This window comes from Sorangium sp. So ce281, from assembly GCF_051527395.1.
In the GTDB taxonomy this organism is placed as follows: Bacteria; Myxococcota_A; Polyangia; order Polyangiales; family Polyangiaceae; genus Sorangium; species Sorangium cellulosum_B.
On the sequence record NZ_CP150322.1, the window covers coordinates 945869 to 969686 of the forward strand.

17 protein-coding genes are annotated in these 23818 nt (G+C 70.5%); 16 read left to right on the plus strand and 1 reads right to left on the minus strand.

Annotated elements, in window-relative coordinates:
- Window positions 1-24: 24 nt before the first annotated feature.
- The 14 genes from WMF27_RS03505 to WMF27_RS03570 all read left to right on the plus strand — a co-directional run bounded on the left by WMF27_RS03505 (window position 25) and on the right by WMF27_RS03570 (window position 20221).
- Entirely contained in the window at window positions 25-1128 is a 1104-nt protein-coding gene (locus tag WMF27_RS03505) for a hypothetical protein (protein WP_437761673.1), read from the plus strand.
- Window positions 1129-1142: 14 nt separating this feature from the next.
- Window positions 1143-2270 (plus strand): PEGA domain-containing protein, encoded by a 1128-nt coding sequence (locus WMF27_RS03510; RefSeq protein ID WP_437761672.1) that lies wholly within the window; start codon window positions 1143-1145, stop codon window positions 2268-2270.
- A gap of 20 nt (window positions 2271-2290) precedes the next feature.
- A complete protein-coding gene (locus WMF27_RS03515; RefSeq protein ID WP_437761671.1) occupies window positions 2291-3853 on the plus strand; it encodes a PGRS family protein in 1563 nt (520 codons plus the stop codon).
- A 1002-nt stretch (window positions 3854-4855) separates the two neighbouring features.
- Window positions 4856-5365 carry a hypothetical protein gene (locus WMF27_RS03520; protein ID WP_437761670.1) on the plus strand — a complete coding sequence of 170 codons (510 nt, stop codon included), beginning with the start codon at window positions 4856-4858 and terminating at the stop codon, window positions 5363-5365.
- 20 nt (window positions 5366-5385) lie between these two features.
- Window positions 5386-6966, plus strand: coding sequence for a hypothetical protein (locus tag WMF27_RS03525; RefSeq protein WP_437761669.1), 1581 nt, complete (start codon window positions 5386-5388; stop codon window positions 6964-6966).
- A 439-nt stretch (window positions 6967-7405) separates the two neighbouring features.
- A complete protein-coding gene (locus WMF27_RS03530) occupies window positions 7406-8071 on the plus strand; it encodes a hypothetical protein (protein WP_437761668.1) in 666 nt (221 codons plus the stop codon).
- Between the two features lie 28 nt (window positions 8072-8099).
- A complete protein-coding gene (locus tag WMF27_RS03535; RefSeq protein WP_437761667.1) occupies window positions 8100-9695 on the plus strand; it encodes a hypothetical protein in 1596 nt (531 codons plus the stop codon).
- A gap of 615 nt (window positions 9696-10310) precedes the next feature.
- Complete coding sequence (locus tag WMF27_RS03540) at window positions 10311-10820, plus strand: hypothetical protein (RefSeq protein WP_437761666.1); 510 nt, start codon at window positions 10311-10313, stop codon at window positions 10818-10820.
- A gap of 20 nt (window positions 10821-10840) precedes the next feature.
- On the plus strand, window positions 10841-12430 hold the full coding sequence (locus tag WMF27_RS03545; protein WP_437761665.1) for a hypothetical protein: 1590 nt from the start codon (window positions 10841-10843) through the stop codon (window positions 12428-12430).
- A 577-nt stretch (window positions 12431-13007) separates the two neighbouring features.
- Entirely contained in the window at window positions 13008-13532 is a 525-nt protein-coding gene (locus tag WMF27_RS03550; RefSeq protein ID WP_437761664.1) for a PEGA domain-containing protein, read from the plus strand.
- Between the two features lie 958 nt (window positions 13533-14490).
- Window positions 14491-15168, plus strand: coding sequence for a PP2C family protein-serine/threonine phosphatase (locus WMF27_RS03555; protein WP_437761663.1), 678 nt, complete (start codon window positions 14491-14493; stop codon window positions 15166-15168).
- Between the two features lie 1176 nt (window positions 15169-16344).
- Complete coding sequence (locus WMF27_RS03560) at window positions 16345-18024, plus strand: L-aspartate oxidase (RefSeq protein ID WP_437761662.1); 1680 nt, start codon at window positions 16345-16347, stop codon at window positions 18022-18024.
- 83 nt (window positions 18025-18107) lie between these two features.
- A complete protein-coding gene (locus tag WMF27_RS03565) occupies window positions 18108-18983 on the plus strand; it encodes a CPBP family intramembrane glutamic endopeptidase (protein WP_437761661.1) in 876 nt (291 codons plus the stop codon).
- On the plus strand, window positions 18980-20221 hold the full coding sequence (locus WMF27_RS03570; protein WP_437761660.1) for a patatin-like phospholipase family protein: 1242 nt from the start codon (window positions 18980-18982) through the stop codon (window positions 20219-20221). The genes WMF27_RS03565 and WMF27_RS03570 overlap by 4 nt, the downstream gene beginning before the upstream one ends.
- Before the next feature lie 85 nt (window positions 20222-20306).
- Here the strand turns inward: WMF27_RS03570 and WMF27_RS03575 are convergent, their stop codons facing one another.
- On the minus strand, window positions 20307-20807 hold the full coding sequence (locus WMF27_RS03575) for a YchJ family protein (RefSeq protein WP_437761659.1): 501 nt from the start codon (window positions 20805-20807) through the stop codon (window positions 20307-20309).
- Window positions 20808-21078: 271 nt separating this feature from the next.
- Here WMF27_RS03575 and WMF27_RS03580 point away from each other — a divergent pair, with 271 nt between their 5' ends.
- Together WMF27_RS03580 and fusA are read left to right on the plus strand one after the other, a co-directional pair.
- Window positions 21079-21546, plus strand: a complete 468-nt coding sequence (locus WMF27_RS03580; RefSeq protein ID WP_437761658.1) for a Tudor-knot domain-containing protein — start codon at window positions 21079-21081, stop codon at window positions 21544-21546.
- A 176-nt stretch (window positions 21547-21722) separates the two neighbouring features.
- Window positions 21723-23810, plus strand: a complete 2088-nt coding sequence (fusA, locus tag WMF27_RS03585; RefSeq protein ID WP_437761657.1) for an elongation factor G — start codon at window positions 21723-21725, stop codon at window positions 23808-23810.
- Window positions 23811-23818: the final 8 nt, after the last annotated feature.

Below are 23818 nucleotides of genomic sequence, written 5' to 3' on the forward strand. Positions count from 1 at the left end.
GGTCGCTGAGGAGAGAGGTCTTCGATGGGCAGCAACAAGGACAGCGACGACATCCGGCAGTACCTGCCGGACCTCGAGAGCATCCGGCGCGAGGCGGATCCTGAGGTTGCGGAGCGGAAGCTGCGGCAGGCGCAGAACAACCCGGAGCTTGACCGCGCGCTGACGGAGATGCAGCAGCAGAAGGCGACGGGACAGCCGCTGTTCCAGTTCCCGGTGGTGCCTGCGCTGGCCAAGGGGCAACCCGCGGTGCCGCCGCCGCTGCCGGTGCAGGCGGTGCCGCCGCCGTTTCCGGCGCAAGCGGTGCCGGCGCAAGCTGTGCCGCCGCCGTTTCCGGCGACGGCGCAGCAGCCGGCAGGACCGCAGGTGACGGCGGCGCATCAGCATGGCGCGGCGGTGCAGCACGGGGCGGCGGCGGCGCACCACGGCGCGACGATGACGCAGCGAGTGCCGGTGCATCAGGGCGCGCCGGTGCATGCGGGCGGCGCGACGATGACGCAGCGAGTGCCGGTGTTCGGGGGCGCGGCTGCGCCGCAGGGCGCGCCGATGCAGCAGCAGCGCGTGCCGGTGCAGCAGCAGGGCGTGCCGGTGCAGCAGCAGGGCGTGCCGGTGCAGAGCCAGTGGGCGGACCGAGCGCTGCCGCCGATCGACAAGGCGCTGCTGCCGTCGTCGTTGCTGCCGGTGACGCCGCCGCCGGTCGCGGTGCCGAAGGCGCAGGCCGCCACGGAGACGACGGGAAAGCGCCGGCAGTGGATGCCGACGTGGCTGATGGTGTTGCTCGCGGTGCTCGCGGTGCTCGGCCCGTTCTTGCTGGCGAGGATCCTGGGGCGAGAGGAGCCGCCGAAAGAGCCGGAGCCGGCGCCGCCGCCGAGCGCGGCGCCTGCGCCGAGCACGCAGGCGCCGCCGGCGGCCTCGGAGCTGCTGGCGCCGGTGGTGCCGGGACCGCCGGAGGCGGTCGAGCCAAGCCTCGACGACACCGCGACGGCGAGCCAACCGCCAGCGCCGCCGGCGCCGCCAGCGCCGGTGTCGCCTGTGCCCGCGCGGCCGACGCGTGCGGCGCCGCACGTTCCGCAGGCGCCCGTCGCGCCTGCGCCTACGGAGCGGCCACAAGACGAAGGATGGATGGAGTGAGACCGCGTGGAGCCATGATGATGACCAGCCGATCGCTTGCTGTAGTGCTGACCGTTGCGACCTTGATCGCCGACCCCGACATCGCTGCCGCACAGCCAGCCGCGCCGTCGGCCGCGCCAGGGACGGCGCCTGCCAGCGCCGCCGACGCGGCGAAGCGCGCCGAGGCGCTCGTCGACAAAGCGAAGTCGCTCTATCTGGAGCGCAAGTACCAAGAGGCCGAGGAGGCGCTGCTCGTGGCGTGGGAGCTGAACCCGACGTTCGACGTGGCGTACAACCTCGGGAACACGGAGTACCAGCTGAAGAAGCACAAGGAAGCAGCGACGTACCTGTCGTTCGCGCTGAGGAACTGGCCGCTGCTGAAGGCGGTGGCGAAGCTGAAGCCGAGAGCGGAGCAGTGGCTGGCGGAGTCGCGAGCACAGGTGGGCGCGCTCAAGGTGTCGGTCACCGTGGCGGGAGCGGAAGTGCTGGTGGATGGCAAGAACGTGGGGCGGGCGCCGCTGGAAGGGGAGGTGTTCGTCGACCCCGGCGAGCACCGGGTGGAGGCGACGCATCTGGACTACGAGCCGGCGAGCCAGACGGTGGGTGTGGCGAAGGGAGGGACGGCGGAGGTGAAGCTGGCGATAACGCCGGTGAAAGCCGAGCCGCGGGCGTCGGCGGGGACGACGCCAGACGGGGGCACGAGCGCGGCGGGGGCGACAGCTGGTGGGTCGGTGATGGGGCAGCCGCCTGCGGGACCGGTGGAGCCGCAGCCGCCGCCGAAGAAGAACTGGGTGCCGGTGATCGCGCTGGGGGCGGCGAGCGCGGTGGGGTTGGCGGTAGGCATCACGTCGACGGTGTTGTCAATGAATGCGCGTGAGTCTTCGGATGGGCATAAGAAATCGATTCTGGACGCAAACGGACGGTGTATCGAGCCTCCGAGTCACGTGATACAACAGTGTCGCGAGCTTCGACACGAGACGAAGCGTGCCGAGACCTTTGGTACTATATCCGTCGTCGGTTACGCGGCGTCGGGCACGCTGGCGATCGCAGCAGCCGCTTACGCGTTGTGGCCTCGACAACCTGCACCTGTGGGGAACGGACTGCGTGTATTGCCTCAGTCGCACGCAGGCGGGGGCGGTGTCCTCGTCGTGGGAACATGGTGAGCTGGGCGATGGTGAGCACAATGAAGAAGACGCGGGTGGCGAGGTGGACGCGCTGGGGCATTGCAGCCTCCATGGTTGTGGGCGGCTGCGACGCGCTATCTCTCGGACTGACGAACGACTGCGAGCACTTGCTCACGTGCGACCACTTCCTGGGCGGTGATGCCGGCGGCACGCCCGAAGGGTGCATTCCGAGCGAGTTGACGTCCGCCGTGAGCGATACGTGCGGCGTGTTCGTGTCGACGGGCGGCGACGACGAGGACGCCGGGACGAAGGCGGCGCCCGTGAAGACGCTGAGCGTCGCGATCTCGCGAGCGGGAGAGCACGGGAGCGCGGTGTACGCGTGCGCGGAGGAGTTTAAAGAGGCGGCTGAGGTGCCCGCGGGCATGGCGATCTTCGGCGGGCTCGACTGCGCGAACGGGTGGGCCTGGGTCGGCGAGGAGCAGAAGACGACGGTGGCGCCGGGCGAGGAAGGTATCGCGCTGAAGGTGCTGCGGGGCGATGCCCTCGTGAGGATCGAGGACGTGTCGGTGCACGCAGCGGATGCGGAGGCACCGGGCACGTCGTCGATCGCAGTGCTGGTGGATGGAGCAACGGCTGAGTTGGCGCGGTGCGAGCTGGTCGCGGGCAAGGGAGCGGATGGTGCGGAGGGAGAGGATGCGCCGAGCGAGGCGCCGGCGCAGGCGTCGCCCGGGAATACCGGAACGAACGCGTGCAGCGATCTCGATGGCACGCCGGGGCCAGACGCGACGCTGGCCGGGGGCGCCCAGGTGGTCAACGAGTGCGGCGGGGAGCTGTCGATTGGCGGTGGTGGCGGTGATGGCAATGTAACCAACGGCACTGGCGGCGACATCGGTGCGTCAGGCGCCCTTGGCGCAGCAGGTTCCGGAGAGCCGGCGGCAGGCGACTGGAGTTGTGCTGCCGGTGGCACTGGCCAGGGCGGCGACAATGGCGTCCTCGGCGACGCTGGCGTCCCCGGGAGCGGCCTCGGCAGGCTGAGTTCGTCGGGCTATGCAGGCGTGAGCGGCGGAGGCGGCGAAGCGGGCAAGCCAGGGCAAGGTGGAGGCGGAGGCGGCGGCGCAAAGGGCGGTGCGGCGATCTGCCCAGGCAGCGTGCGGGGAGCTGGGGCGAGCGGAGGCAGTGGCGGACCTGGCGGTTGCGGCGGGCTGCCGGGGCAAGGCGGTGGAGCGGGCGGTGCGAGCATCGCGCTGGCGAGCGTCCAGGGGAAGGTGACGCTGAAGGACTGCGTGCTGAAGGCGGGCAACGGAGGCAAGGGAGGCGCGGGCGGCGACCTTCAGCCGGGTGGGCTCGGTGGTCTCGGTGGAGCTGGCGGCACGGGTGTAGGCGGCTCGAAAGCTGCGTGCGATGGCGGAAAGGGAGGTCAGGGAGGCAATGGCGGCCCCGGAGGAGGAGGCCTTGGCGGGCCGTCGCTGGCGATCGCGTATCGGGGCGAGGCGGTGAAGCAGGAAGGGCAGACGATGCTGATGCCCGGCACGCCGGGCGCTGGGGGGCCAGGCGGAAGCAACAACGTGTCGGAGAACGCGGGCGAGGAAGGCACGACGGCGACGGAGCAGGAGTTCCTGTAAGCGAGCGACCAGGTAGCGGGCGGTGGCGCCGCCTGCGCCGCGAAGCGTAGAAGCGTGGAGGAAGGCGGAGCTGGCGATGGCGCGAAGCGCCATCGAAGGGGAGGGGTGTGCCCGCGGATGAGGTGCGCGGCGGCGAGCAGAGTCTGGTGGACTGCTACCACCGGCGAGCGGGGGAGAAAGTGAGGAGACCGTACGATTTTGTGACAATCCCTCATGGCTGAGCGTAACTACTCGAAAAGCCGTCGATTTCGGAAGAAAGCCCTTGGCGAACTTCTTGGTGCGCACAGCGGGCGAGGGTGGAGGCACGGCGTCGGGCGGAAACGCCGGTGAGGCAGGCGTGAGCGGAGAATGTTGGGACTTCACAGGCAATGCGAGCTGCGGCGAGTGAAGTGCGCAGCGCGGTGAGGGTGAGTGAGAATTCTTCATAGCTGAACGCAATGCGGAGGCGTGGCGGGCGAGTGCGGTGCTCCGCGAGCAGCTGAGCTGAAGGAGAGACAAGAAATGGTTGGACGCACCCCGCGCCGGGGTGATAGGGACTCTTTTGTCGCGGAGACGCGGCACGGTGGGCTCCTCGGCGCTGACAACTTCACCACCACCGAGTGGACTGCCCAAGGCGCGGGCGGAGGGACCGTTGATTTGCTGACTTCTTCTGCGTCGGGCCGCGAGAGCGGATGTTATCCGACGGTCGCTGAAGGGAGCCCAGCAGCAGGTCGCTTTTGCGCAGCGGGAGTGCTTCGAGGCGCGGTCCGATGGCGGAGCCGCAGCGCCGGAGCGAGCGTCACCGTGGTACAGGCGGCCCCTCCCGTCCCGCGCGCAGCGCGGGACCTGGGAGGGGCGGACCGCGCGCAGGCCCGGAGGGCCGAGCACGGGCCGGGGGTGGGCAGCCTTCTTGTGGCTATCGTGCTGGGCTGCACACCAACGCGCGTTGCGTGGGGCCAGGAGTGCGGCTCGTCGACTGTCACGGCTTCGAGGAAAGGAGAGGCCAGGGACATGGCGCCGGCCATGGTGCTCGCGAAGGGCGAGGCACAGGCGGCGGGGGCGACGACGGAGGGGGATACGGGCGTGACGGCCGGTGCGCCGATGGTGGAGCATCCGCCTGCAATGCCGGTGGAGCGGCCACTGCCGCCGAAGAGGAACTGGGTGCCGGTGATCACGCTGGGGGCGGCGAGCGCGGTGTGGCTCGGCGTGGGGATCGGGATGACGGTGGCGTCGAACGCTGCGAGCGCGGATGGGCACGCGCAAGCGGATGCGATCCTCAAGGCGGGTGGTGGCTGCCCGGATGCACCGGCTGCATACAGTCAAGCGTGCTCTGAGCTCCGATCGACGGCTTCGCGGGTCGACACGTTCGGGCGTGCAGCCACCGTGGCGTACACGGCGTCGGGCGTGCTCGCCATTGCAGCCGTGACCTACGCGCTGTGGCCGCGCTCGGGGACCAAGGCGGCAGGCAAGGTGCGTGTCCTGCCCGAAACGCAGGTGGGTTACAGGGGAATTGTGGTGCAGGGGGCATGGTGAAGAGCCGACACGAGGGTGCGATGAAGAGGAATCGAGTTCGCTGGCAGCTGTGCTCCGTGGGGTTTGTCGTTTGCTCCGCCGGTTGCGATACGGTGTGGAGCAACGTCGCGGAGGACTGCGAGTTCACCCTGATGTGTGAGCACCACCGTGGGTTGTGGGATGGCACCGGAGGCAGCGTGCCGAACCCCGAGTGCGAGGCGGACCCGACGAAGAACGCGAGCTCGGTGACGGACGAGTGCGCGGTGTTCGCGAGCGCGACGGCGGAGCCGGGGGGCGACGGGACGAAGGCGAACCCGTACGCGTCGCTCGAGGAGGCGGTTGCGAACGCGGGGAACAAGCGGGTGCTTGCGTGCGCGAGCGGGGCGTTCGGGGAGAGCGTGACGATCGAGGCGGGGGTGGAGGTAATCGGGGGCTTCGACTGCGGGGCGGACTGGACGTGGAGCGCAGAGGCGCGAAGCGCGATCGAAGGGCCAGCGGATAAGGTGGCGCTCACGGTGTCGGAGGCCGCGAGCAGGGCGAAGGTGCGGAGCTTCTCCGTCCGCGCGGCGAGCGCGAAGGAGCCGGGCGGGTCGTCGATCGGCGTGGCGGTGGCGGACGTCGATGCGGAACTGGCGCAGGTGGATGTGACCGCGGGCGATGGGATGGCCGGGGCGAGTGGTGAGACTCCGACGGATGCGCCGCAGGCGGGGGCGAGCGCACCGGCAGAGCTGTCGAATGCATGCAATACCGTTGTCTTCGGCGGCGAGCCCGGCGTGACGACGTGTGACGACGGTGAGACGCGCGGCGGCGTCGGTGGACTCGGCGGGATGACGGGTACCGACGAGGGTAACGGACAGAAAGGGGCGGATGGTGTGCCGCTGCCGAACCCGAACCCCGAGGCGTACGGGCTCGGCGGAGCTGGGCAAACTGATTCCAACTGCAGGCGCGGGGAAGATGGTTTGCCCGGCACTGACGGCGAGACCGGTGAGGCTGGGAGCGGCACGGAGTTGACTCTGGCTGGCATTGCCGGAGGCAACGGCGGTGAAGGTAGAACGGGGAAGAAGGGTCAAGGGGGAGGCGGCGGCGGGGGCGCGAAAGCAGGGCTGTTCTGCGGGCCCTCAGCGAACCCGATGGTTGGTCCTGGCGCCAGCGGCGGCGGAGGTGGCGCCGGCGGTTGTGGCGGAAAGGGCGGGGGGGGCGGCAAGACGGGCGGATCGAGCATCGGGATCGTGAGCCTCGGGACGAAGCTGGCGCTGACCGACGTCACCGTTGCGGTGGGCAAGGCGGGCAAGGGCGGAGATGGAGCGCAGGGGAAGGCAGGGGCGACAGGAGGAGCCGGCGCGACCGGCGGTGCGGGCTCGGGGCTCGGCGCCTCGATCCCCGGCTGCGACGGCGGTCGAGGCGGCCGAGGCGGAGCGGGCGGCCCCGGTGCAGGCGGTCGAGGCGGGCATGCGGTAGGACTTGCGTACGCAGTGTCGCCGGGAGCAGCGGTGACGCTGTCGAACTTCGTGGCGGGCACAGTGGGCGAGGGCGGCGTCGGCGGTCCGGGAGGCAACGCCGGCGATTTGGGGACAACGGGCGAGTGCTGGGACTTCGCGGGCAATGCGAGCTGCAGCCAGTGAAGATCGACGATGGTTGAGATGAAATGAGAATTTCAGCGAGCTGAAAGCAATGCGGACGAGCGCGGAGCTCCGCAGGCAGCTGAGCTGAAGGAGGAGACAAGAAATGGTTGGACGCACCCCGCGCCGGGGTGGTAGGGACTCTTTTGTCGCGGAGACGCGGCACGGTGGGCTGCCCGGCGCTGAAAATTTCACCACCCTGGAGTGGACTGCAAGAAGCGCGGGCGGAGGGACCGTTGGTCTGCTGACTGCTTCTGCGTCGGGCCGCGAGAGCGGATGTTATCCGACGGTCGCTGAAGGGAGCCCGGCAGCAGATCGCTTTTGCGCGGCGGGAGAGCTGCGCGGTGCCGTGGTCGTGGGGCGGCAGCGTGGACACGCTGGCATCCGGACTACCGTAGCCGGCGAGCTCTCTCCCGTCCTACGCGGAGCGCGGGACCTGGGGGTGGATCGTGCGCAGGCCCGCAAGGCCGAGCACCGGCCGGGGGCGGGCATCCTCGTGCTCATTGCTGTCGCTGTCAGCACCCCTGCGCGAACTGCGTGGTGCGAGCAGCGGGTGCGGGAGGTTATGGGAGAGACGGCCGACGCGGCGCTGGCGAAGAGCGAGGAGTCGCCGGCGGCGGGAGCGACGACGGAGCGGGGAGGGGGCGCAACGGATGTGGGGATCGTCGGGCCCGTGGCGGGGCCGCCGGCGGTGCTGGCGGAGCCGCGACCGCTGCCGGACAACAGGAACTGGGTGCCGGTGATCACGCTGGGAGCGGCCAGTGCGGTGTGGCTCGGCGTGGGGATCGGGATGACGGTGGCGTCGAGAAATGCGCGGAGCGAAGCGGATGCGCAGCGCGCTGCGATCCTGTCGCAGGGGCCTGGGTGCGTTCACGCGCCGAGCGATGTTGCGAGTGCGTGCAGCACGTTCGACGAGAGAGCGGGGCGGGCTGAAACGGTCGGCACCGGCGCCGTCGTGGCCTATACGGCGTCCGGTGCGCTGGCCGCAGGCGCGTTGGTCTATGCGCTGTGGCCTCGCTCATCTGCATCGCGCAACGCGGCGGGTGTGCTGCCGACCGCTTGGGTAACGCAGGGAGAGCGAGGTCTGGGAGTGGTTGGTGTGTGGTGAGCGGCGACGGGAAGGAAAGGATGCGAACGTGAGAAGACTTGGTGGCATCACGGCTGGCACCCTCTGCGCAGTGGTTGCGGCCGTCGGGTGCGACGCGCTGTCGATGGGCGTGACCAGCGACTGCAACTACACGCTGACGTGTCCAGAACACGACTGGATCGAAGCAGCGGGCGGCGGACCGCCGAACCCCGCGTGCGAGGCAGATCCGACGCAGGACGCGAGCACGGTGAGGGACGAGTGCGCGGTGTTCGCGAGCGCGACGGCGGAAGCGGGGGGAGACGGGACGAAGACGAGGCCGTACGCGTCGCTCGGGGAGGCGGTTGCGAACGCGGGGAACAAGCGAGTGCTCGCGTGCGCGAGCGGAGCCTTCGCGGAGAGCGTGACGATTGGGGCCAAGGTCGAGGTGATCGGCGGCTTCGACTGCGCGGCGGAGTGGACGTGGAGCGAGGCGGCGCGGAGCGCGATCGAGGGACCGGCGGGCGCGGTAGCGCTAACGCTGCTGGAGGCCGCGAGCGGGGCGAAGGTGAGGAGCTTCGCGGTCCGCGCGGCGAGGGCGACGGAACCAGGCGGGTCATCGATCGGCGTGGCGGTGGCAGACATCGATGCGGAACTGGCGCAGGTGGACGTGACGGCGGGCGATGGGATGGACGGCGCGAAGGGCGAGACGCCGACGGAGGCGCCGCAGGAGGGAGCGCCGGGGATGACGGGTTCTAAAGCATGCTCGCTTCCCGCTGCCGTTCGAGGCGGGCAGGCGGGCGTGACGATGTGCGAGGACGGCGAGACGAGCAGCGGCGGTCGAGGTGGGCCTGGCGGGATCCCCGGCATGGGTGATGGCAACGGGCAAGAAGGTGACGGCGGTGTACCGCTGCCGGAACTGGACCCCGGGGATTACGGGCTTGGCGGTGCCGGGCAAACCGACGCGGCGGCCAGTTGCAGCCGTGGCGAAGAGGGCGCGCCGGGCGTCGCCGGCGTCGCCGGCGTCGCCGGCGAGCGCGGCAGCGCCACGACGCTGATGTTGACCGGCATCGTTGGTGGCGACGCTGGCAACGGCACAACTGGGAAGCGAGGTCAAGGGGGGGGCGGTGGAGGGGGCGCGAAAGCGGGGCAATTTTGCCCCGACACTCCGGACCCCGTGGAAGGACCCGGCGCCAGCGGCGGTGGCGGTGGAGCCGGTGGCTGTGGTGGCAAGGGCGGCGGAGGCGGGAAGGCCGGTGGGTCGAGCCTCGGCATCGTGAGCCTCGGGACAAAGCTCGTGCTGAGGGAGGTGACCGTCACGGTGGGCAAGGCGGGGAAGGGCGGAGATGGAGTGGCAGGACAGAGCGGTGCGGACGGCGGCGTCGGCGCCGCCGGCGGAGCCGCTTCGGGAACCTCCCCCTCGATCCGTGGCTGCGACGGCGGGAGAGGTGGCGCAGGCGGGGCCGGCGGTCCCGGAGCAGGCGGCCGAGGCGGCCACGCGGTGGGCATCGCGTATGGGGTGGCGCCGGGGGCTGCGGTAACGCTGGCGAACTTCATGGGGGGCACAGCGGGCGAGGGTGGAGGCACGGCGCCGGGCGGAAACGCCGGTGAGGCAGGCGTGAGCGGAGAATGTTGGGACTTCACAGGCAATGCGAGCTGCGGCGAGTGAAGTGCGCAGCGCGGTGAGGGTGAGTGAGAATTCTTCATAGCTGAGCGCAATGCGGAGGAGCGACGGACGAGCGCGGTACTCCGCGAGCAGCTGAGCTGAAGGAGGAGACAGGAAATGATTGGACGCACCCCGCGCCGGGGTGATAGGGACTCTTTTGTCGCGGAGACGCGGCACGGTGGGCTCCCCGGCGCTGACAACTTCACCACCACCGAGTGGACTGCCCAAGGCGCGGGCGGAGGGACCGTTGATCTGCTGACTTCTTCTGCGTCGGGCCGCGAGAGCGGATGTTATCCGACGGTCGCTGAAGGGAGCCCGGCAGCAGGTCGCTTTTGCGCAGCGGGAGAGCTTCGAGACGCGGCCCGATGGCGGAGCCGCAGCGCCGGAGCGAGCGTCACCGTGGTACAGGCGGCCCCTCCCGTCCCGCGCGCAGCGCGGGACCTGGGAGGGGCGGACCGCGCGCAGGCCCGGAGGGCCGAGCACGGGCCGGGGGTGGGCAGCCTTCTTGTGGCTATCGTGCTGGGCTGCACACCAACGCGCGTTGCGTGGGGCCAGGAGTGCGGCTCGTCGACTGTCACGGCTTCGAGGAAAGGAGAGGCCAGGGACATGGCGCCGGCCATGGTGCTCGCGAAGGGCGAGGCACAGGCGGCGGGCGCGGCGACGGAGGGGGATACGGGCGTGACGGCCGGTGCGCCGATGGTGGAGCATCCGCCTGCAATGCCAGTGGAGCGGCCACTGCCGCCGAAGAGGAACTGGGGGCCGGTGATCACGCTGGGGGCGGCGAGCGCGGTGTGGCTCGGCGTGGGGATCGGGATGACGGCGGCGTCGAACGCTGCGAGCGCCGATGGGCATGCGCAAGCGGATGCGATCCTCAAGGCGGGTGGTGGCTGCCCGGATGCACCGGCTGCATACAGTCAAGCGTGCTCTGACCTCCGATCGACGGCTTCGCGGGTCGACACGTTCGGGCGTGCAGCCACCGTGGCGTACACGGCGTCGGGCGTGCTCGCCATTGCAGCCGTGACCTACGCGCTGTGGCCGCGCTCGGGGACCAAGGCGGCAGGCAAGGTGCGTGTCCTGCCCGAAACGCAGGTGGGTTACAGGGGAATTGTGGTGCAGGGGGCATGGTGAAGAGCCGACACGAGGGTGCGATGAAGAGGAATCGAGTTCGCTGGCAGCTGTGCTCCGTGGGGTTTGTCGTTTGCTCCGCCGGTTGCGATACGGTGTGGAGCAACGTCGCGGAGGACTGCGAGTTCACCCTGATGTGTGAGCACCACCGCGGGTTGCGGGATGGCACCGGAGGCAGCGTGCCGAACCCCGAGTGCGATGCTGATCCGAGGGAGAATGCGAGCACGGTGAGGGACGAGTGCGCGGTGTTCGCGAGCGCGACGGCGGAGCCGGGGGGCGACGGGACGAAGGCGAACCCGTACGCGTCGCTCGGGGAGGCGGTTGCGAACGCGGGGAGCAAGCGGGTGCTCGCGTGCGCGAGCGGGGCATTCGAGGAGAGCGTGACGATTGGGGCCAAGGTCGAGGTGATAGGGGGCTTCGACTGCAAGGCGGAGTGGACGTGGAGCGAGGCGGCGCGTAGCGCGATCGAGGGACCGGCGGGCGCGGCGGCGCTCACGATGACGGAAGGCGCGAGCGGGGCAAAGGTGAGGAGCTTCGCGGTGCGCGCGGCGAGCGCGACGGAACTGGGTGAGTCGTCGATCGGCGTGGCGGTGGCGGACGTGGAGGCGGAGCTCGCGCAGGTGGATGTGACGGCCGGCGACGGGATGGATGGCGCGAACGGCGAGACGCCGACGGAGGCGCCGCAGGCGGGAGCGAGCGCGCTGATGACGAGTGCATCGGCGGCGTGTGCACGGGACGAGCTCGTGTACGGCGGAGACCCCGGCGTGACGACGTGCGACGACGGCGAGACGCGCGGCGGCGCCGGTGGGCTCGGCGGGCTCACGGGCATCGAGGAGGGCAACGGGCAGAAGGGTGCGGATGGAGCGCCGTTGCCGGAGCCGAACCCCGATGGATCCGGGCTCGGAGGAAATGGACAGACCAGTGGCAATTGCCGGCAGGGAGAGCCCGGGGTTCTTGGAGCTTCAGGCGATCCCGGAATCGTCGGCAGCGATACGACGCTGACGCTTGCTGGCATCGCTGGCGGAGATGGCAGCAGCGGCACATCCGGTAAGCGAGGTCAAGGGGGAGGTGGTGGTGGCGGATCGAAGGCGGGGCTGTTTTGCGCGGCGGGCCCGAACACCGTCGAGGGCCCGGGCGCCAGCGGCGGTGGCGGTGGTGCCGGAGGCTGTGGTGGCAAGGGCGGCGGCGGCGGGAAGGCCGGCGGGTCGAGCATCGGGATCGTGAGCCTGGGGACGAAGCTGGCGCTGAGGGAGGTGAGCGTCACGGTGGGCAAGGCGGGGAAGGGCGGGGATGGGGTTGCCGGTCAGAGTGGTGCGGATGGCGGCGTCGGCGCCGCCGGCGGCGCCGCTTCGGGAATCTCCCCCTCGATCCGTGGCTGCGACGGCGGGAGAGGTGGCTCAGGCGGGGCCGGCGGTCCCGGAGCAGGCGGCCGAGGCGGGCACGCGGTGGGCATCGCCTACGCGGCGGCGCCGGGCGCGGCGGTGACGCTGGCGAATTTCATCGGGGGAACAGCGGGCGAGGGCGGTAGCACGGCGCCGGGTGGAAATGCCGGTGATGTGGGGGTGAGCGGAGAATGTTGGGACTTCACAGGCAAAGCGAGCTGCGGCCAGTGAAGTGCAGCAGTGCGGTGAGAATGAGTGAGAATTGTTGATAGCTGAGCGCAATGCAGAGGAGCGACGGACGAGCGCGGTGCTCTGCGAACAGCTGAGCTGAAGGAGGAGACAAGAAATGGTTGGACGCACCCCGCGCCGGGGTGGTAAGGACTCTTTTGTCGCGGAGACGCGGCAGGGCGGGCTGCCCGGCGCTGAAAACTTCACCACCCTGGAGTGGACTGCAAGAGGTGCGGGCGGAGGGACCGTTGGTCTGCTGACCGCTTCTGCGTTGGGGCTAAAACCCGGATACCATCCTACGGTCGCTGAAGGCAGCCCGGCAGCAGATCACTTCTACGCGGCGGGGGAGCCGCGGGGCGCGAGGGGGCGGACGCGCCGCTGTGGTGGTGGCCGCGGAGTGGCCGTCGCGACGGAGACCCCTCCCGTCCCGCGCGGAGCGCAGGACATGGGAGGGGCGGACCGCGCGCAGGCCCGTAGGGCCGAGCACGGGCCGGGGGTGGGCAGCATCCTTGTGGCCGTCCTTCTTTGCTGCATGCCAGCGCGCGCTGCATGGGGCGAGGAACGCGGTTCATCGACTGCGATGGCGTCGAGGAAATCCGTGGAGGCTGAGCTTGAGTCGGCGTGGGAGCTGAACCCGACGTTCGACGTGGCGTACAACCTCGGGAACACGGAGTACCAGCTGAAGAAGCACAAGGAAGCAGCGAAGTACCTGTCGTTCGCGCTGAGGAACTGGCTGCTGCTGAAGGGTGTGGCGAAGCTGAAGCCGAACGCGGAGAAGTGGCTGGCGGAGTCGCGGGCGCAGGTGGGTGCGCTCAAGGTGTCGGTCACCGTAGCGGGAGCGGATGCGCTGGTGGACGGCAAGGGCCTGGGGCGGGCGCCTCTGGAAGGGGAGGTGTTCGTCGACCCCGGCGAGCACCGGGTGGAGGCGACGCATCTGGACTACGAGCCGGCGAGCCAGACGGTGGGTGTGGCAAAGGGAGCGACGGCGGAGGTGAAGCTGGCGATAACGCCGGTGAAAGCCGCGCCGCAGGCGTCGGCGGGGGCGACGCCGGACGGGAGCACGGGCGCGGCAGGCACGGCGGCGGCGGAGCAGCAACTTCCGTAAGTGAGCGACGAGGCAGCGGGCGGCCTCGTCGCTGGTGCCGCCTGCCGCCGCGAAGTGTGCTGGAGCCGACCCCGACGATCGCGCGACGCGCAATCGAGCGGGCAATCGAGCGGGCGAGGCGCCTCCCGCAGGCGACGGGTACAGCGGCAAGCCGCGCCCGCCGGGCTCCTGCCACCGGCGAGCGGCGGAGAAAGTGAGGACGACCGTACGATTTTGTGACGACCCGGCCTGGCTGCGCGTAAGTAATCGAAAGACATCGATTTCTGGACGAAAACGCTTGGCGAGCCCGTTCGTGGCCGGCAGTATGCGCGCCGCTCGATCCCAAGGAGCGCCCTGCCGATGCGCCGGAATTCCAGTGGAAACGACGTCCCTCCCTCCGGAAGACGCCCCAGCCCGAGCGGGATGGGGGAGTGGGAGCGGATGTGGGTGCGCAGGCTGGGTCTCGAGGATGTGGAGTGGGACCCCGAGCTGCACTGCGAGCACTGCATCGCGAAGCGAGCGGCCTGGGAAGCGGTGATGGAGGAGCTGGCATCACGGTCGGCGAACCGACCGAAGCTGCGGCTGAGCCCTGGGTGGGAGAAGATTCCACCGAGGGCGGGTAGGCGAAGCAGGCGGAGCAAGGGCCGCTGCAGGCGGCTGCTGCTGAAAATGGTGCGACTGGCGCGTCTCGTGCGCGAGGATTTTTGAGCGCCTGAGCGAAAGGTCCCGCCGCGAGCTCCCAGCTCGAGCGAGCAGCCGCTGACGGCCTGAGCACGCCGAGGGAGCACGGCGGCGGCGCGGCGCGCTGGGCGACAGAACAGGAGACCGGCGCACCGCGAGCGTGGTGCGCGCTGACTCGGCTCGTCCTTGCGACGAGCGTGCGAGGTGGACGATGGTGTGTCCAACGATCGCCATCGAGGCAGGGGCGGAGGCCCTTGTGTCGAGGCGTCGTGCGAGCAACGGAGAGCGCTCTGGGGAGTTGCCTTGTCTGGGGCTCTTCCTGATCACGGGCCGGCTTGGCGGAGAGGTCGTCTCCCGCACGGCGATCGAGACGGTGCAACCCGCTGTCGAGGCAGACTGTGCGGACGCCCTTGGTGCTGGTGAGACGATCGCGCCGCAGTGCCGGGATGAAGTGCGGCTCATGATGCGCCCGCGTCGAACAGGCCGCTCCGAGGACGAACATCCGGGGCCGGGGCCGAGCGGCGTGCAGGTGAGCTTCGCCGGTGTACTGCTCGCGCCAGGGGCGGCGTACATCGTCTACGCCGGCGATATGCACATCTACCGGTTCCGTGGGGGGAAGCTGGAGGCGCGAACGCGTGAGGATGCGGCGCGCGACGGTGGGGCGTTGGACGGATCCGCCTCGCCGGATGCCCCAGCCATGCTGGGACAACACGCCAGCGCGGCCACACGCGCGCTCGGCCGCGACGCAGCGGTGGAGATGACGGCCCAGGTCGAGGACACGGAGCCGGGCGACATCTTCCTCGCGTGCTCGGGGGCCCTCTGGGGCTCGGTGTCCGAGCAGCGCATCGCCGGCATCCTCGCCGCGCACCGTGAGCTGCGCCTGGCGGCAAGCCTGCTGATGGACTGCGCTCATGAGAACGGCGAGCTCGAGCAGGTAATGTGCGTCCTGGCACGCGTGGCGGGGTCTGTGGGTTGAACTCGTCAGGTGGAGCGGTGCAGACGCGCCGGAGCTCGCGCAGGCCCGGAGGGCCGAGCACGGGCCGGGGGGGCAGCCTTCTTGTGGACGAAGGTGACGGCGCGAAGGACGGGGCGGCGATCTTCCCGGGAGCCAGGCCGGGCGCCGGAGCGAACGGAGGCAGCGGCGGATCCCGCGGCTGCGGCGGGTTGCCCGGGGAAGGGGTGGAGCGGCGAGCAGAGCCCGCTGGACTGCTGATCGCGGCGAGCGTCGAAGAAAAAATGAGAGGCGGTATGATTTCGTGGCAATTTCGGAGGGCTGAACGTAACTCGGCAAAACGGCAACGATGATTCGAAGAATCCCCTTGGCGCGCTCATTCGTTGCCGGCAGAATGGGCGCCGCCCGAATTCAAGGAGCCCCATGCCGAAGCGCCGAAGGTCCCGCGGAGACGACCCCCCTCCCTCTGGTAAGCGCCCCAGCTCGAGCAAGATGGGGGAGTGGGAGCGGATGTGGGTACGGCGGCTGGGTCTCGAGGACATCGACTGGGATCCCGAGAAGTATTGCGTGCATTGCATCGCAGAGCGGGAAGCTCGCGAAGCGGCGGCGGAGGAGCTTGCGCCGCCGTCAGGGCCCAGACTGCCCGCGTCGCAGAGCCTCTTGTGGGCGAAGAACCCACGCCCGGCAGGTGGCCCCAAAGCGCGAAGCAAGCGTCGCCCGAAGCTGATGCTCGTGCCCTCGGCGCACCGCAGAAGCGAGGACTCTTGAGCGAGAGGCCCCTTCACGAAGGGGCTGGATCGAGCGAGTCGACCAGAGGGTGTGTCGGGGACGCTGGCTCTGATGTGCTCTCCGGGAACCTGTCGTGTTGTGCCGGAACACCGCATCTCCGGCATCCTCGACGGCGCATCGCAACCTGCTGCGCGAGTCGCGCCTCCTGATGGATGGACTGCGCTCATGGGCTCGCGCTGCGAGCCCGAGCGCGCGACGCGCGCCCCGGCACGCGTCGACAACGGCCGAGGCGCTCCTCCATGAGCGCGATCAGCCCGAGCGCGCGCCCACGCCTCCGCAAGCGCACGCCGGCGCTCCGCTCTCCCCGGACACGCCGGCCTCCCGCCCGAGCGCCTGGCCGCAGCGCCGTCGCACGCAGGAAGCGCACCACGGCCTACCTCCGTGCGCCCCGCTCCTGCTACCCTCCTGGCCGTGGCGATAACGACCGATTTCCTCGTCATCGGTAGCGGTGTGGCTGGGCTGACCTTCGCGCTCGAGGCGGCCGAGCACGGCGAAGTGATCATCGTCACCAAGCGCGCGCGTGACGAGTCCAACACGAAGTACGCCCAGGGCGGCATCGCCGCGGTCTTCGCCCCGGACGACTCCCCCGAGGCGCACATCGCCGACACGCTCGAGGCGGGGGCGGGGCTCTGTCACGAGGTGGTCGTCGAGATCTGCGCGCGGGAGGGGCCCGAGCGGGTGCGCGAGCTCATCGCGCGGGGCGCCCAGTTCGATCACGAGAACGGCCGGGTGCGCCTCGGGCGCGAGGGAGGGCACTCCGCGCGGCGGATCGTGCACGCCGCCGACGCCACCGGCCTCGAGATCGAGCGCGCGCTCCTCGAGCAGGCCCGGCAGAACCCGAACATCCGCTTCGCCGAGCACCACACGGCGATCGACCTCATCCCGCTCTCCCGGTTCGGGGGGCCGGACATCTGCGCCGGCGCCTACGTGCTCGACGAGACCGACGCCGCGCTGAACGGCGGGCCGCGGCCGCGCGACTCGGAGCGGCCGGCGCCCCGGCACCGGCCAGCCTCGAAGCCGCACGTCGTCGAGACCTACCTCGCGCGGGCGACCGTGCTCGCGACCGGCGGCGCAGGCAAGGTCTACCTCTACACGACGAACCCCGACGTCGCGACGGGCGACGGCGTCGCCATGGCCTACCGGGCAGGCGCCGAGATCGCGAACATGGAGTTCTACCAGTTCCACCCGACGTGCCTGTTCCACCCGGAGGCAAAGAGCTTCCTCGTGAGCGAGGCGCTGCGCGGCGAGGGCGCCATCCTCCGGCTGCCGGACGGGACGGCCTTCATGGCCAGCCACGATCCGCGCAAGGACCTCGCGCCGCGCGACATCGTGGCGCGGGCCATCGACTTCGAGATGAAGCGGACAGGCTCGGACTACGTGCTGCTCGACATCACCCACCGGCCCGCGAGCTTCGTCCGCGAGCACTTCCCGACCATCCACGCGCAGTGCCTGCGCTACGGCATCGACATCACCGTGCAGCCGATCCCCGTCGTGCCGGCCGCCCACTACATGTGCGGCGGGATCACGACCGATCTCTACGGCAGGACGACGATCCCCGGGCTCTGGGCGATCGGCGAGTGCACGTGCACGGGGCTGCACGGCGCGAACCGGCTCGCCTCGAACTCGCTGCTCGAGGGGCTCGTCTTCGGCCAGCGCGCGGCCGCCCGCCTCGGCACCCAGATCGCCGAGCTCCGGCAGAGCGCGTTCCCCGATGTGCCCGAGTGGCAGGTCGGCAACGCGGTCGCCAGCGACGAGGAGGTCGTCGTCGCCCACAACTGGGACGAGCTGCGCCGCACCATGTGGAACTACGTCGGCATCGTCCGGTCCGACGCCCGCCTCCGGCGCGCCGCCCGGCGGATCTCCCTGCTCCAGGAGGAGATCCGCGAGTACTACTGGAAGCACCTTGTCACCCGGGATCTGCTCGAGCTGCGCAACATCGCCACCGTGGCCGAGCTCATCGTCGGCTGCGCCTCCGCCCGGCACGAGAGCCGGGGGCTGCACACGACGATCGACTACCCGGAGACGAGCGATCGCCTCGGCACGGACACGGTCGTGAAGCGGGGCGTCCTGCCTTATCTGCGAGGTCGATGAGCGATCTTCATGGCACCCCCGACCCTCCGCCGAGCGGCGGAGGGCCTGGCCCGCTCGTCCGGCGAGGCGGCGAGGAGCGACCGATGTCGATCCCCGGGGCCATCGGCTGGACCGTGGGCGTCACCGCGCTGTTCCTGTTCCTGCTCGGCCTGATCTCCTCCTTCCGGATGGAGCCGGCGCTCGACGGCGCGGGTTCGTTCCGGGCGGCGCCGAAGCTCGACATCATCGGCAGCTTCGCGTGCCAGGCCGCGGCGTACCTGCTCGGGCTCTTCGGCGTGCTCCAGGTGCACGCGCCCCGCGCGTCGATCCGGCAGTTCCTCGGCGTGCGCAGGACGCACGTGGCGTTCTATCCGCTCGCGATCGCGCTCGGCTTCGCGCTCGAGGGGCCCATCGCCGCGCTCTACACGGCGATCGAGGCGCGCTGGCCGTCGGGGATCGACGACGCCGAGCTCGTCCGGGTCTTCGTCGACGCGAGCGCGCCCGAGCAGGCCGCGCTCGGCCTCATCTTCATCGTGCTCGGCCCCGCGCTGGAGGAGGTCTTCTTCCGGGGAGCGCTCGCCCGCCCGCTGCGCTGGACGCACCGCGCCCCGGTCGTGATCGCGATCACGGCCGCGCTCTTCGCGGTGGCCCACGTCGGGTGGCAGAAGTTCCTGCCGATCGGGATCTTCGGCGCGGCCCTCGGCGTGCTCCGCGTCGCGAGCGGGTCGCTCTTGCCGTCCATCCTCCTCCACGGCACCTACAACGCCATCCAGTGCTTCTCGCTCCTCTCCGCGGCGGGCGCAGGGGCCGCCGACGGCGCGCCCTCGGCCGCCGGCGCCGCGCTGCCCGACGCCGCGGCGAGCCCGGTGTGGCTCGTGGCGGTGAGCTCCGCCTCTGCGCTCGTGTTGACCGCGCTCGCCTGCGTCCTCGGCCGTCGCGCCGAGGGGGCGGCCCGCGCGAGGGAAAAGGACCTCTCATGATGCCGGCGTTCGGGAGCCAAGGCGGCGGCGAGAGCCGAGCCGCGCAGATCGCAGCGGGGGACGGCGAGGGCCGCTCGTCCGGGACCGTGGACGCGAGCGGCGAGGGCCGCGCCGCCCCGCGCGCCGGGGCGAAGCGAGCGCGCGTCAGCCTTTGCCTGCCAGGGGGCGGCCTGACGGGCGCGCTCTACCAGATCGGCGCGCTCGCGGCGCTCGAGGATGGCGTCGAGGGGATCGACAACCAGAGCTTCTCGCTCTACCTCGGGCACGGCAGCGGCGCCGCGGTCGCCGCGGCCCTGGCGGGCGGCATTCCGATCGAGCGGCTCTACCGCGCCCTGCTCGATCCGGTCGACAACTTCTTCCCGCTGGAGCGCAGCCACCTCCTCCACATCGACGTCGGCGAGTGGCGGCGCGCGCTCAGCACCAGCCTGGTCGCGCTCCGCCACGCGATCGTCCGGCTCACGACCCGGGGCGACGCGACCCCGAACGCGCCGGCGCAGCAGTACCTGTTCGAGCAGCTCGATCGCTTCAACGACTCGCTCCCCGCGGGGCTCTTCCAGCTCGACCGTTACGAGCGGTTCCTCGGCGAGTTCTTCCTGCGGCGCGGCATCCCGAACTCGTTCCGCGCGATGCCGCGGACGCTGCGCATCCCGGCGCACGACCTCGACTCGGGCGAGCGCGTCGTCTTCGGCGCCGAGGGGTTCGACCACGTCCCGGTGTCGCTCGCCTGCGCGGCGTCGCTCGCGCTCCCGCTGTTCTTCTCCCCGGTGCGCGTCGAGCACCGCCACTACCTCGACGGCGGGCTGGGCCACGTGGCGCACCTCGATCTCGCGCAGGCCGCCGGCGTGGAGCTCACGATCGTCGTGAGCCCGCTCGTGCCCGTCTCCACCGCGCACCGCCCCGTCCCGACAGGGCACGGGGTGCGCGAGAGCGTGCGCGACAAGGGCATGCTCTGGATCTTCAACCAGGCGATGCGGATCGGCGCGCACGCGCGGCTCCACCAGGCGGTGGGGCGCGCGCTCGTCGAGGGCAAGATGCAGGTCCTCGTGCTCGAGCCCGCGCGGAACGACGCGCTGCTGTTCCTCCACAACCCCGCCAACCTGCGCGCGCGGCGCGCCATCCTGGAGTACGCCTACCGGACGACGCGCGAGCGCATCGCGGTGTGGATGGACAAGAACCGCGCCGTGGTCGAGGCGATGGGGTGGCACGAGGCCCGCGCGTCGGGCCCGTCGGCCGGCTGAGGCGCATCGCTCGCCCGGGGGGGCCTGGTCAGCGGGCCCAGGGCGCATCGGCCGCCCGAGCGCCCGCTCGGCCGGCGAGGGCCGGTCAGCTGGCGAGGGAGGAGAACCGGGCGATCGTCAGCGCGTCGGGCGGGACGCTGATGCGGGCGCGCGGGATGGCGACGCCGTGGAGGTAGCGCCAGCCCTCGCCGTCGTGGAGGAAATCGGACAGCTCGACGAACGATCGATCGACGCCTGCCTCGAAGATCTTGGCGAGGAACAGCACCGACGCGGAGTCGCCGCTCTGCAGGCTGTCGAGGATCTGGAGGCCCCGGTACCGGTGGTGGTGGATCGTCACCTTCAGCTCGCGGAGCACCTGGTCCCTGTCGCGCCCGCGATCGATGTGGCCCATGTGCAGCGTCCGCCAGAGGTAGGCGGTGTCTCCGACGGCGAACGCGGCGTACCGCGAGCGCATCAGCGCCACGGCGTCGGGGGCCTCGCGATCGCCCAGATGGCAGGGGGCGCAGCACTCGCGGTACGAGCGCCCCGAGCCGCACGGGCACGGGCGGGAGAGGGTCCCCGTACCAGGACGAACATCTCGGGTCATGGGCGTTCTCTACACGGGTTCGTGCCCCGTTGCAGCGCCCTGGGGGGCGTCGAGGACGGGGCGCGGCGGGCGTGCGGCAGGACGGCTCACCACGGCATGGCGCGGCCTGCGGCAGGACGGCTCACCACGGCATGCCGCGGCCTGCGGCAGGACGGCACGGCATGGCATGGCGTGGCCCGGCGCCGTCGCGCCGTCCAGCGCCGACCCGCGCGCGTACCTGAGCGAAGCCTCTTGCGGGGCGCCGGCGAGGACGGTAAGGCGGGCGTGAAGTATGCCCGCAGCGCGCGCCCACGCTGCGGCCCTCCTTCTGGCCCTCGCGCTGGTTCTGGGGGGTTGCAAGCGCCAATACGCCATCGGCGATCACGTCCTCGTGACGTGGGAAGGGAACGTCTACCCGGCCGAGGTCATCGAGGTCGTGGGTCCGACGAAGTTCAAGATCCACTACCAAGGGTACGATGACATCTGGGACGAAATTGTACCTCGTGAACGGATCCGCGGCCTCGTCGAGGGCAACGTCGTCCACCCGCCCCCGCCGCCGAAGGTCCGGAGCAAGGGCCTGCAGGCGTCGCAGACCAACGTCTACAAGATCGGCGACAGGGTCCGCGTCGAGTGGCACGGGCAGATGTACCCGGCGGTCGTCACCGGCATCGTGGGGCAAGAGCGCTACCGCATCCACTACGACGGCTACGGATCGGAGTGGGACGAGACGGTCGGGCTTTCCAGGATTCAAGCCAAGTAGCGTGAAATGTTCACGCGCGATCATTTTCCCCCTGGCGCTGGCCATGGGGCCGAATTAAGAGCCGCGCCGAATTTCTGACTGGGCGATCGCAAGAGTGCGCCGCCTGGCTGACGTTCGATGCGTGCCGCACGCCCTCCACGGGCACGCCCTCACGGGTGCGCGGCGGGGAGCCTTCTGTGATCAGCGAACTGTCCAAGCTGCGCAATATCGGGATCAGCGCCCACATCGATTCGGGCAAGACAACGCTGACCGAGCGCATCCTCTTCTATACCAAGCGGATCCACGCCATCCACGACGTCAAGGGCAAGGACGGCGTCGGCGCGAAGATGGACTCGATGGATCTCGAGCGCGAGCGCGGGATCACCATCCAGTCCGCGGCCACGCACTGCTTCTGGAACGGGCATCAGATCAACGTGATCGACACGCCCGGCCACGTGGACTTCACGATCGAGGTCGAGCGCGCGATGCGCGTGCTCGACGGGGCGATCCTGGTCCTCTGCGCCGTCGCCGGCGTGCAGAGCCAGTCGCTCACGGTCGACCGCCAGATGCGCCGCTACGGCGTCCCGCGCATCGCGTTCGTGAACAAGTGCGACCGCGCCGGCGCGAACCCGCTGCGGGTCCGCGCGCAGCTGCGCGAGAAGCTCAACCTGAACCCGGTCCTGCTGCAGCTGCCGATCGGGCTCGAGGACAAGTTCGAGGGGGTCGTCGACCTCGTCGCGATGAAGTCCTACCGGTTCGAGGGGGCGAACGGCGAGAAGATCGTCGTCGGCGACATCCCGGCCGGGATGGCCGACGAGGTGAAGGCGGCGCGCGAGGAGATGCTCGATGCGCTCTCGATGCACTCCGACGAGCTCACGGAGGCGATCCTCGAGGAGCGCGTCACCGAGGAGCTCCTCCAGAAGGCGATCCGCGAGGCGACCGTGAAGCTCCAGATCGTCCCGGTGATGATGGGGTCGGCCTACAAGAACAAGGCGGTGCAGGTCCTGCTCGACGGCGTGACCCGCTACCTGCCGACGCCCGCCGACATCACGAACAAGGCCGTGGATCTCGACAAGGACGAGGCCGAGGTCGTCCTGTCGAGCGACTCCGAGAAGCCGCTCGTGATGCTCGCGTTCAAGCTCGAGGACGGCCGCTTCGGCCAGCTCACGTACCTGCGGATCTACCAGGGCAACCTGGCCCGCGGCGGCGAGATCACGAACACCCGCACGGGCAAGCGCCACAAGGCCGGCCGGCTCGTCCGCATGCACGCGGACGAGATGGAGGACATCGACTCCGCGGGCGCGGGCGACATCGTCGCGATGTTCGGCATCGACTGCAACTCGGGGGACACCTTCACGGACGGGACCCTGAGCGTCGCGATGACGTCGATGCACGTGCCCGAGCCCGTCATCTCGCTCACCGTGACGCCCAAGGACAACAAGGCCCAGGCGAACATGTCGAAGGCGCTGCGCCGCTTCACCAAGGAGGACCCGACCTTCCGCGTCGGGGCCGATCCGGAGAGCGGCGAGACGATCATCCAGGGCATGGGCGAGCTCCACCTGGACGTCTACATCGAGCGCATGAAGCGCGAGTACGCGGCCGAGGTGGTCACGAGCCCGCCGCGCGTCGCGTACCGCGAGACGATCACGCGCCGCGTCGACTTCAACTACACGCACAAGAAGCAGACCGGCGGCTCCGGTCAGTACGGCAAGGTCGGCGGCTTCATCGAGCCGTGGACGGAGGCGCCGTTCCGGTTCGACGATCAGGTCGTCGGCGGCGCGATCCCGCGCGAGTTCATCCCGGCGGTCGAGAAGGGCTTCGTGTCGATGCTCGCCAAGGGGCAGCTCATCGGCGCGCCCGTCACGGGCGTGTCGGTCACGCTGAACGACGGCGCGGCCCACGCGGTCGACTCGTCCGACATCGCCTTCCAGGAGGCCGCGCGCGGCGCCTGGCGCGAGACGTACCCCAAGGCCGGCCCGCAGATCCTGGAGCCGCTGATGAAGGTCGCCTGCGAGGGGCCGAGCGAGTACCAGGGCGGCATCGTCGGCATCCTGATGCAGCGGCGCGGCATCATCGTGGGTTCGACCGAGGCAGACGGCTTCTGCCGCGTCGAGGCGGAGGTGCCGCTCTCCGACATGTTCGGCTTCTCGACGATCCTCCGCTCTGCCACCCAGGGCAAAGCCGAGTTCACGATGGAGTTCTCGCGCTATGCTCCTCTTCCGGCGGCGCTTGGTGAGGAGCTCATCAAGAAATACCGGGAAGAGCAGGCGAAGAAGGCCAAGTGAGGGGGTCG

Bases quoted from the DNA above. Each gene is read 5' to 3' on its own strand.
- WMF27_RS03505 (WP_437761673.1), top strand. From the start codon at position 25: ATGGGCAGCAACAAGGACAGCGACGACATCCGGCAGTACCTGCCGGAC.
- WMF27_RS03510 (WP_437761672.1), top strand. From the start codon at position 1,143: ATGATGATGACCAGCCGATCGCTTGCTGTAGTGCTGACCGTTGCGACC.
- WMF27_RS03515 (WP_437761671.1), top strand. From the start codon at position 2,291: ATGAAGAAGACGCGGGTGGCGAGGTGGACGCGCTGGGGCATTGCAGCC.
- WMF27_RS03520 (WP_437761670.1), top strand. From the start codon at position 4,856: ATGGTGCTCGCGAAGGGCGAGGCACAGGCGGCGGGGGCGACGACGGAG.
- WMF27_RS03525 (WP_437761669.1), top strand. From the start codon at position 5,386: ATGAAGAGGAATCGAGTTCGCTGGCAGCTGTGCTCCGTGGGGTTTGTC.
- WMF27_RS03540 (WP_437761666.1), top strand. From the start codon at position 10,311: ATGGTGCTCGCGAAGGGCGAGGCACAGGCGGCGGGCGCGGCGACGGAG.
- WMF27_RS03545 (WP_437761665.1), top strand. From the start codon at position 10,841: ATGAAGAGGAATCGAGTTCGCTGGCAGCTGTGCTCCGTGGGGTTTGTC.
- WMF27_RS03550 (WP_437761664.1), top strand. From the start codon at position 13,008: ATGGCGTCGAGGAAATCCGTGGAGGCTGAGCTTGAGTCGGCGTGGGAG.
- WMF27_RS03565 (WP_437761661.1), top strand. From the start codon at position 18,108: ATGTCGATCCCCGGGGCCATCGGCTGGACCGTGGGCGTCACCGCGCTG.
- WMF27_RS03570 (WP_437761660.1), top strand. From the start codon at position 18,980: ATGATGCCGGCGTTCGGGAGCCAAGGCGGCGGCGAGAGCCGAGCCGCG.
- WMF27_RS03575 (WP_437761659.1), bottom strand. From the start codon at position 20,807: ATGACCCGAGATGTTCGTCCTGGTACGGGGACCCTCTCCCGCCCGTGC.
- WMF27_RS03580 (WP_437761658.1), top strand. From the start codon at position 21,079: ATGCCCGCAGCGCGCGCCCACGCTGCGGCCCTCCTTCTGGCCCTCGCG.